General features: G+C 55.8%; 1 protein-coding gene. It reads right to left on the bottom strand.

Features of this window, described 5'->3' with window-relative positions:
- The coding region (locus I6F37_RS40675) for a carboxypeptidase-like regulatory domain-containing protein (RefSeq protein WP_225154472.1) at positions 1-434 on the bottom strand (434 nt) is incomplete at both ends.

Here is a 434-nt window from a genome sequence, read left to right as displayed (position 1 = left end):
ACCGAGGACATTCGAAGTTCCGTTAACGTCAACGCGGCTCGCGTCAATGCCGTCAACCAGCACACTCGTTCCGCCGAAAGTTGACGGAATGCCGTTGATCGTTGTCTGAAATTGATTGGTTGTCTGCACCGAACACGGCACCGTTGCCAGCAATTGCGTAAAATCGCGCCCGTTGACCGGATTATCGGCAACGCGGGCAGCTCCGATCGTATCGCCGAGCGTCGAAGTCTCGGTATCGGTCGGGGTCTGATCGGCAACCTCGACGACGGCACTAACACCGCCGACACCCATTTTCACGTCCACCCGAAGACGATCGCCGACTGCGAGACGTGCATCGCTGATGGTTGTTTCCTGAAACCCGCTCGCTTTGGCGGTGATCTTGTAAAGACCGGTCGAAAGCGACGGAACTTCATAAAATCCGTCTTCATTCGTAT

The organism is Bradyrhizobium sp. NBAIM08 (genome assembly GCF_020193935.1).
Taxonomy (GTDB): Bacteria; Pseudomonadota; Alphaproteobacteria; order Rhizobiales; family Xanthobacteraceae; genus Bradyrhizobium; species Bradyrhizobium yuanmingense.
Note: the sequence above shows the minus strand (reverse complement) of the source record. Positions and strands in the feature narration are given on the sequence as shown.